The sequence below is a fragment of the Tardiphaga robiniae genome, assembly GCF_013359755.1.
In the GTDB taxonomy this organism is placed as follows: Bacteria; Pseudomonadota; Alphaproteobacteria; order Rhizobiales; family Xanthobacteraceae; genus Tardiphaga; species Tardiphaga robiniae.
The window spans coordinates 136,681-145,621 of sequence record NZ_JABMCJ010000067.1; the positions used below are offsets into that span (position 1 = coordinate 136,681).

The window sequence follows — 8,941 nt, forward strand, 5'->3', positions numbered from 1 at the left end:
GCGGCCGCCGGGAACTCGGGCGCCGCGCAAAACAATTTGGCGACGTCTCGCACATACGATTGCACCACCTCGGCTGAAAGCCGGTGATCGGATCATTTCAAAGACGGTCCGATGGTTTGAGCAAAGTAATTGCGAGTTGCGTTTATGACGTTGGTGCATGTCGACCAGAGTGATGCTGCCAGGACGCTCCTCGCCGGGCTGGAGCAGGCCATCGATGCTGTCGTGATGATCGACAGCAAGAATACCGTGACCCATTTCAACGCCGCCGCCGAACGGTTGTGGGGCTATGAGCGCGATGAAGTGCTCGGGCAAAATATCGGCTTTCTGGTGCCGATGGCCATCAGGTCGCAGCATGACGGATATATCGCCGCGAACCGCGCGACCGGCGTCAATCGCATCGTCGGTCACAGCCGCGAGGTGAAAATCGAACGCAAGGACGGCAGCGAGATCTGGGGATCGTTGTCGATGTCGCGGGTCGAGGTGAATGGCGAGATCACCTATATGGGCTTCGTCCGCGATGTGACGGAGGAAGTGAAGCGCAGGGAAGAAATTATCCCGCTGGCTCTCGTGGTCGACAAGACGAAACGCGCTATCTACATCGCGGGTCGCGATGCACGGATCTGCTATGTCAACGGCGCCTTCACCGGCATGTTCGGCTACGCGCTGGATGAGGCGACGGGACTCATCCCGGAGGAATTCCTCGTCGGCGCATATACCAGCCAGGCGACGCTCGCATATCTGGACCGGCAGATCAGAACGGAAGGTTCTGCTGAAGACGAAATTCTCCTTTACGACAAAGCCGGCAACGAGGTCTGGGTCTCGGTTGCCTTGAACGCGATTCACGGTGCGGATGGAAAACTCCAGCACCTCGTCGCATTGATGACCGATATCACCGAGAGCAAGCAGCTTCAGTCGCTGCAGCATCACATCCTCGAAGCGCTGGCCGATGAGCAGCCGCTGCTCGATGTGATGGACAATCTTTGCCGGAAGGTGGAGCAGATCGCGCCCGATGTCGTCTGTTCGGTGCTACATGTCGATTCCGCGGGATTGCTGCATCCTTTGGGAGGGCCAAGCCTCCCCGCAGGTTATGCGCAGGCGCTGGACGGCATTGCCATCGGACCGGATGTCGGGTCTTGCGGGACCGCTGCCTTTCGCGGCGAGCCTGTTCTGGTCACCGATATCGAAAACGATCCTCTCTGGCTGCCATACAACAGCGCGCCGCTGGCTTCCGGTCTGAAGGCCTGTTGGTCGATGCCGATCAAGACCAGGGATGGGCGCGTCATCGGCACGTTCGCATTCTATTTCAGGGAATGTCGCAGACCCAGCCGCTTGCATCACGGCATCGTCGATGCCTGTGTTCATCTCGCCGCGGTCGCCATCGAGCGGGAGGAAGCGCGCAACGAAATCTCGCGGCTTGCCTATTTCGATGCGCTCACCGGTCTGCCGAACCGGACCCATATGCGCCAGTTGATGGAGCGCGCCGTCGCGGAATGCTCCGCAGATGCGCAGATGGCGCTGATATTTCTTGACCTGGATCACTTCAAGGACGTCAACGATACGCTCGGGCATGCTGTCGGCGATGACTTGCTGGTCGCCGTCACACAGCGGCTTCATCAGCATATCCGACCCGGCGATATCCTCAGTCGTCAAGGCGGCGATGAATTCATCATCCTGATGCCGAACTGTATCGCGGCAGATGCATCCCGCATCGCGGGCCGTCTCACCGAGGCACTGTCGGTTCCGTTGCAGCTCGGCGGCCATCAGGTGCCGATTTCTGCCAGCGCCGGCATCAGCATGTTTCCGGACAATGCCCGCGATCTCGATAGTCTGCTGAAATATGCCGATGCGGCGATGTACAAGGCGAAGCAGGCCGGCCGCTCCACGCATCGGTTTTTCAGCAACGACATGGACCGCGTGAATGAGGAGCGCCTTCGTCTCAGCGCTGCTTTGCGCCACGCGCTTGCACAAGGCGGCCTGCGGTTGCACTACCAGCCGCAGATCCGCGCAGGCAGCGGCGATCTGTACGGTGTCGAGGCATTGGCGCGCTGGCATGATCCCGTATTGGGCGATGTGTCACCGGCCAAGTTCATTCCGCTCGCGGAGGAATGCGGCCTTATCGAGCAGATCGGTGTCTGGTCGCTACGCGAGGCATGCAGGCAGATTGCGGCGTGGCAAAAGGCAGGGCTCGATGTGCCTTGCGTCTCGGTCAACCTGTCGCCGATCAATTTTCTGAATCCGGGATTGCCGACGTTGATCTCCGACATCATCGCGGAAAACGGGCTGGCGCCGAACAGGCTGATGCTCGAAGTCACCGAGGGCGCGGTGATGAGCGAACACACAACCGCGATCGAGATCATGATGCAGATCCGCGCGGCTGGCATCGGATTGTCGATGGATGATTTCGGCACGGGCTATTCGAGCTTGAGCCGCTTGGCGCATTTGCCGGTGCGCGAGCTGAAGATCGATCGCAGCTTCATGCGCGGTATCGAGACCGAGGTCTGTGCTCTGGCAATCACCACCGCCATCGTGTGCGTCGGGCAGAGCCTCAACATGACGGTCGTGGCCGAAGGCGTCGAAACCGAAGAACAGCGCAGGATTCTCGCCGGGCTGGGCTGCGACGTCATTCAGGGTTTCCTGTACTCGCCTGCACTGTCCGCATTCGATCTCGAAGCCTGGCTGGTGGCCCGCCATGCCGAACGCTGGGCGGCGCTGGTTGACGAGCGCCGGGCCGAAGCTGCGCAAGAGGAAATGTGGCCGGGTGCGCTCGCGGCCATGTAATCTCGAGAAATTGACGACCGTCGTTAACGCGTTGTTAACGACATCCGGTATTCCGGCCCTTCAAGATGAGATCGAACGAACTTCTTAGCTACTGGAGTTCGAATACACTCGTACCAGCGAATGACATTGCCGCTGTAACGAAGACAGTTGTCGTCGTGCTCCCGCGGCTCCTGTGATCGAAGGTCGTTTCATGTCTGCAAGTCCTGTCGGCCAGCCCAGCGAAGAGGCGAAGGCGCTGTTCTCTGCATTCGAACAGGCGGTCGATGCTGTCGTGATCACCGGGATCGACAACGAGATCAGGCATTTCAATGCTGCTGCCGAGCGGATGTGGGGATATCACCGCGACGAAGTTGTCGGCCGGCAGGTCAGCTTCCTCGTTCCCCTCGACGTGCGCGAACATCTCGATGGAGTGATTGCGGCAAAGTCTGCCATGGATCCGCAAGTAGCGGTCAAGGGCCGCCGCGAGTTCAGGATCAGCCGCAAGGACGGGAGCGAGGCCTGGGGCGCGTTCTCGATCTCACGCGTCGATTACGCCGGCAAGACGCTCTACATCAACTTCATCCGCGACGTGACGGACGATGTCCGTGACCGCGAACAAAATGCGCTGATGGCACTGGTTGCCGAAAAGACCGACCGCGTCGTGATGGTCTCCAAACGCGACATGACCATCGTCTATGTCAACGACGCTTTCACGGAGCTGTTCGGATACACGCTTGCGGAAGCGATGGGCAAACACCCGCGGGATTTGCTGACCGGAGAGTATACCGACAACGAAACGCTGGAGCGGTTTCACGCGCAGATCGATGCCGAAGGACACGGGCAAGAGGATATCCTTGTCTATGACAAGGACGGTCACGAGATCTGGATCTCAAGCACGGTCAACGCAGGCCGCAACGAAGCCGGCGAGGTCGAGCATCTCGTTGCGGTGCTCGACGACATCACCGAGAGCAAGCAGATCCATTCGCTGCAGCATCATGTGCTGGAAAATCTCGCCAATGACATGCCGGTCGTGGATGTGATCGGCGATCTCTGCCACCGCGTCGAAGCCATCGCGCCCGATATCGTCTCGTCGGTGCTGCATGTGGACGCGGACGGTCGGCTCCATCCGCTCGGTGGTCCCAGCCTCCCGGCCGCCTTCGCGCCTGTTGTTGACGGTATTGCCACCGGTCCCGATGTCGGGTCCTGCGGCGCGGCGGCCTTTCTCGGCCACGCGGTGCTGGCCACCGATATCGCCACCGATCCGCGGTGGCAGCTCTATAGCAGTCTGCCGCTGGAAGCCGGCCTGCGCGCCTGCTGGTCGACGCCGATCAAGGCGCGGGATGGTCGCGTCATCGGCGCCTTTGCCTTCTATTTCCGTGAAGTGCGCGGCCCGACGCGCTGGCACCAGACCATCGTCGATGCCTGTGTGCATCTGTGCGCACTGGCCATTGAACGGCACGAGGCCCGCAGCGAAATCGCGCGTCTGGCCTATTTCGATGCGCTGACCGGCCTGCCGAACCGCGCGCAACTGCGCCAGATTCTGACGGGGCTGATCGACAAGAGCAAGCCGCGGGACCGCATTGCCGTGATGTTCCTCGATATCGATCACTTCAAGGACGTCAACGACACGCTCGGTCATTCCATTGGCGACGAGTTGCTGGTCAAGGTCACGCAACGACTGTGCAGGCAAATCCGGCCGGCCGACACGCTGAGTCGGCAGGGCGGCGACGAATTCGTTATTGTGCTGCCGAATTGCGATGTTGAAGGCGCCGCCTTGATCGCCAGCCGCCTGCTCGAGACACTGCTGCCGCCCATGCAGCTTGGCGCTAAGCTGGTGCCGGTATCGGCCAGCATTGGCGTCAGCATCTATCCCGACAATGCCGGTGACATCGACGGTCTGCTCAAACATGCCGATGCGGCGATGTATCAGGCCAAGCAGGCCGGCCGCTCGACCTATCGTTTCTTCAGCGCGGAGATGAACCGCGTCAGCGAGGAGCGACTCGCCTTCAGTACGGCGCTGCGCAATGCCATCGTGCAGGATGCGCTGCGGCTTCACTATCAGCCGCAGGTGCGCGCTGACGGTCGCCTTTACGGTGTCGAGGCGCTGGCCCGCTGGTCCGATCCGGTGCTCGGCGAAGTGCCGCCTTCGAAATTCATCCCGCTCGCGGAAGAATACGGGCTGATCGAGCTGATCGGCACCTGGTCGCTGCGCGAAGCATGCCGGCAGGTCTCGGCCTGGCGCAAAAATGGCGTCGACGTGCCCAGCGTCTCGGTCAATCTGTCGCCGATCAATTTCCAGAATGGCGATCTCGCCACGCTGGTCGGCGAAGTGATCGCCGAAAACGGTCTGTCGCCGGACATGCTGATGCTGGAGGTCACCGAAGGCGTGGTGATGAGCGAGCATTCGACCGCCGTCGAGACCATGGAGAAAATTCGCAAATCCGGCGTGCAGCTGTCGATGGATGATTTCGGTACCGGCTATTCCAGCCTCAGCCGTCTCGCGCATCTGCCGATTCGTGAATTGAAGATCGATCGCAGCTTCATGCGCGGCCTTGAAAGCGAGGCGAGCGCGCTGGCGATTACGCGCGCCATCATACGCGTCGGCCAGAGCCTCGACATGATCGTGGTCGCCGAAGGCGTCGAGACCGACGGGCAGCGCCGGATTCTCGCCGAACTCGGCTGCGACGTCATCCAGGGCTTCGTCTATTCGCCTGCGCTGCCGGTGCCGGATTTCGAACTCTGGCTCGCGAGTCACGAAACGTCGCGTGCCGCCATTGCCCTGAGCGAGATGCGGCGTCAGGCGCATCCGGAGCGGACGCTGGGCGTCGTCCCGTCCGTCAGACGGATCCCGTAGTCGCTATCTCTTGTCGAGCATCTCGCGCACCTTGTTGCCGAGGGCCGCTTGTGTAATCGGCTTCTGCAGCAAGGAGACGCCGGGATCGAGCCGGCCCTGATGCACGATGGCGTTGCGCGAATAGCCGGTCATGAACAGCACTTTCAGCTTCGGCTGCCGCTTTTGCATCTCGTCGGCCAGCAGTCGCCCGTTCATGCCGGGCATCACGATATCGGTCAGCAGCAGGTCGAACGGTTCGGGATCAGCGGCAAAATCGGCCAGCGCTGCGTCGGCATTGCCGGCCTCGCGGACCTGATAGTTGAGACCTTCCAGCGTCTCGACCAGGTAGGACCGCACATCCGGATCGTCTTCCACGATCATCACAGTCTCGTTGCCCTTGCTGCCGACGATGCGCCTCTCGATCTCGCTTGCTTGCTCCGCATGCTGTCTGCTGCGCGGCAGATAGACCTTGATGGTCGTGCCTTCGCCGACCTCGCTATAAATCTTCACATGGCCGCCGGATTGCTTGACGAAGCCGTAGACCTGGCTCAGGCCGAGGCCGGTGCCCTGTCCGGGCTCCTTGGTGGTGAAGAACGGGTCGAAGGCGCGCTCCTGTACGTCCTTGGGCATGCCTGGTCCGGTATCCGTCACCGAGATCAGGACATACTGCCCGATGACGACATCGGAATGCTGCAGGGCGTAGATCTCGTCGATGAAAGCGTTGCTGGTTTCGATCGTCAGCTTGCCGATCTTCAGATGGTCTTGGCCGGCCATGGCGTCGCGGGCATTGACCACGAGATTGAGGATGGCGGCTTCCATCTGGCTCGGATCGACCTCAACCTGCCACAGCCCGGCGCCGCCGACGATTTCGAGATCGATATTCTCGCTCAATGTGCGCTGGAAGAAGTCCGACATGCCGTGGAGCAATCCGTTGACATTGATGGTCTTCGGGTCGAGCGGCTGCTTGCGTGCGAAGGCGAGCAGGCGCTGCGTCAGCACCACGGCGCGCTGCGCGCCGCCGGCTGCGCTGGCAATGACGCGCCTGAGGCGATCGCGCGACGATTCCGTCCAGGTCGAGATGCTGTGCTCGGCGATTTCGAGATTGCCGATGATGATGGTCAGCAGATTGTTGAAGTCATGGGCGACACCGCCGGTGAGATGGCCGATCGCTTCCATCTTCTGCGTATGGCGCAGCATGTCCTCGGCCTCGCGCCGGTGCCGGCCTTCCTCGATCAGCGCCAGTTCGGTTTCGCGCAACTGTGCGGGCGAGGGGATCGCCAGTAGCCGCGGCAGCAGCGGCCAGAGAATCGCAGCGGTGACGACCGAGGCGATGGCGGTGATCGCCTTGAGGATTCCTTCGGCGCCATAGGCCGGAACCCACAGCGTGTAGATCGACATCACATGGGTCAGGCCGCAGGCCATGATGAAGAGCGCGAAGGCCCAGAAGATCCAGCCGAACTCCACATCGCGGCGCTTCCAGACGAAGATCGTGAGTACGACGGGAATCGAGAAATAGGCCGCGGCGATCAGTGCATCCGAGCCGACGTGAAGCCAGATCAGACCGGGATCCCACAGCAGGCAAATGCCGTGCGGGGCAAACATGGAACTATCGAGAAAGTTCTTGAGTGATGCCCACATCGCCTGCCCCCGCCGATAGCTGGTATCTAGCAACCGAGGGTGACCGGGCGGTGTGGAGGCGTCAAGCGTGAGCGCAATTGCGAACGGGGCTTATCAGACGCCGAATGCGCTGCGGGGATTGGCGAATTCGGTGAGGGCGCCGATGATCTGGTGCTGTCGATAGGGTTTGGGAATGAAGCGACCGCCATCCGGCAGGTCGCGTTCGCCTATCCTGAAGTGGCCTGATGTTGCGATGATGCGGATTGGCGGCCAGCGATTGGCGACCGCATGGGCAAGCTTGAGCCCGTTCATCGAGCCGGGCATGTCGATATCGGTAAAGATGATGCGGATATCGTTGCGCGCTTCGAGCACGCGGATCGCAGCGTCTGCATCCGGCGCCTCGATCACCCGGAAACCGGCGTCCTCGATCATCTCGACCGCAAACATGCGCAGCAGTACATCGTCCTCGACGACCAGGACGGTGGCGGGGAGGGCGGCGTCGTTTACGGCAGCGTCTTGGGCCATGGGATTTGAACCTTGATCGCCGGTTCCATGGGCCACAGGGCCGGGATGGTTCGGGTCGAAAGCATCGGTCAGTCTAAACGTGATCAATCGAATACGAATATAGGTCGCGTAAAAACTGTTTTGGTTCGCATGTCTTTGCTAAGCGAGCTGATCGCGCTTTCGTTCCGCCGCGTGCGAAAAAAAATCCGTGAAGATGACGAAAATCCGCGGCGGCCGTCAGGTCAGTCGTTCTTGCGCCCGGCATCGGTGCGGTCGCGGACCGTCTTGAACACACCATGCGCCGTGGCGACCACGTGATCGTTCACACTGACCTCGGTGCTCATGAAGATCAGGCTCTTGGTGGCACGCACGACCTTCGGCCGGGAGATCATCAGGTCGCCGATCCGCGCGGCATCGACGAAATAAGTATCCATCTGGACCGTGGCGAGCGCCTCGACCCCCGCAGCCTCGCGCGCCGCCATGCCGCAGCTCCGGTCGGCCAGCGTCATCACCGCCCCGCCCTGAACCACGCCGCGGCGGTTGCGGTGCTTGTCCTGGCCGAGAATGGCGAATTCATTGATGCCATCGACGACCCGGTGCCACATCGGGCCGACGAAATGGATGAACCCGTCATCGTCCATGATGCTCCAGCCGGCGGCTTCGAGTTCAGCATAGGCCGCGTCAGTCGCCGCATCAGTCATGGATTTTCCTTCTTGCGAGATATCGATGGGCTGGAGGGAGTGAGTGCTAGGTCATACAAAAGCGGGGGGCGGGTGGATAGGACGTCGCGGCGTGGGGGCGCGTCGCAATCTGCATGGCTCGTCGCTCGTTGTTCCGGGGCGCTGTCCTCCCCCATTGTCATTCCGGGGCGCGGCCGGCACTTGCCGGACGCGAACCCGGAATCCCAGAGTGTTTTGCGCTGTCTGGAGATTCCCATGCTGGGATTCCGGGTTCGGTCCCGTCGCCTCCGGCGCCGGTCCCGCCCCGGAATGACAGTATGGGGCGGCAAGACAGCGCCTAAACATTTTTTCCTATCTCCCGTTGACACCATCCCAATCAGGTTTATATTCCCCTTCGTCCTGCCCCACCGAGAGGGGCGATCGCGATCGTCACGTTCGCGGGGCAGGATGCGGTGGACGCCGGAGATGCGGCGTCACGCGGTTTGGGGGTGACGTCTGTCTTCGGGCAGGACGGATCTGCGCCAGCACTGCCACTGGCAAGGAGACGGCC

5 protein-coding genes are annotated in these 8,941 nt (G+C 61.4%); 2 read left to right on the top strand and 3 right to left on the bottom strand.

The window, feature by feature from the left end; translation table 11 throughout:
- Positions 1-144 precede the first annotated feature (144 nt).
- The gene (locus HP556_RS03745) at positions 145-2,778 is read left to right on the top strand and encodes an EAL domain-containing protein (RefSeq protein WP_175365965.1); all 2,634 of its coding nucleotides are present in this window, start codon (positions 145-147) and stop codon (positions 2,776-2,778) included.
- Positions 2,779-2,968: 190 nt separating this feature from the next.
- Positions 2,969-5,611 (top strand): EAL domain-containing protein, encoded by a 2,643-nt coding sequence (locus HP556_RS03750; protein WP_175365966.1) that lies wholly within the window; start codon positions 2,969-2,971, stop codon positions 5,609-5,611.
- A 3-nt stretch (positions 5,612-5,614) separates the two neighbouring features.
- On the opposite strand, the gene HP556_RS03755 is transcribed toward HP556_RS03750, so the two are convergent.
- The 3 genes from HP556_RS03755 to HP556_RS03765 form a co-directional block, all read right to left on the bottom strand.
- Positions 5,615-7,228, bottom strand: a complete 1,614-nt coding sequence (locus tag HP556_RS03755) for an ATP-binding protein (protein WP_175365967.1) — start codon at positions 7,226-7,228, stop codon at positions 5,615-5,617.
- Positions 7,229-7,321: 93 nt separating this feature from the next.
- The gene (locus HP556_RS03760) at positions 7,322-7,732 is read right to left on the bottom strand and encodes a response regulator (RefSeq protein ID WP_175365968.1); all 411 of its coding nucleotides are present in this window, start codon (positions 7,730-7,732) and stop codon (positions 7,322-7,324) included.
- Positions 7,733-7,953: 221 nt separating this feature from the next.
- Positions 7,954-8,412 carry a PaaI family thioesterase gene (locus HP556_RS03765; protein ID WP_089266877.1) on the bottom strand — a complete coding sequence of 153 codons (459 nt, stop codon included), beginning with the start codon at positions 8,410-8,412 and terminating at the stop codon, positions 7,954-7,956.
- Positions 8,413-8,941 lie beyond the last annotated feature (529 nt).

Excerpts from the sequence above, each read along its gene's own strand:
- HP556_RS03745 (WP_175365965.1), top strand. The coding sequence starts at position 145 with ATGACGTTGGTGCATGTCGACCAGAGTGATGCTGCCAGGACGCTCCTC.
- HP556_RS03750 (WP_175365966.1), top strand. The coding sequence starts at position 2,969 with ATGTCTGCAAGTCCTGTCGGCCAGCCCAGCGAAGAGGCGAAGGCGCTG.
- HP556_RS03755 (WP_175365967.1), bottom strand. The coding sequence starts at position 7,228 with ATGTGGGCATCACTCAAGAACTTTCTCGATAGTTCCATGTTTGCCCCG.
- HP556_RS03760 (WP_175365968.1), bottom strand. The coding sequence starts at position 7,732 with ATGGCCCAAGACGCTGCCGTAAACGACGCCGCCCTCCCCGCCACCGTC.
- HP556_RS03765 (WP_089266877.1), bottom strand. The coding sequence starts at position 8,412 with ATGACTGATGCGGCGACTGACGCGGCCTATGCTGAACTCGAAGCCGCC.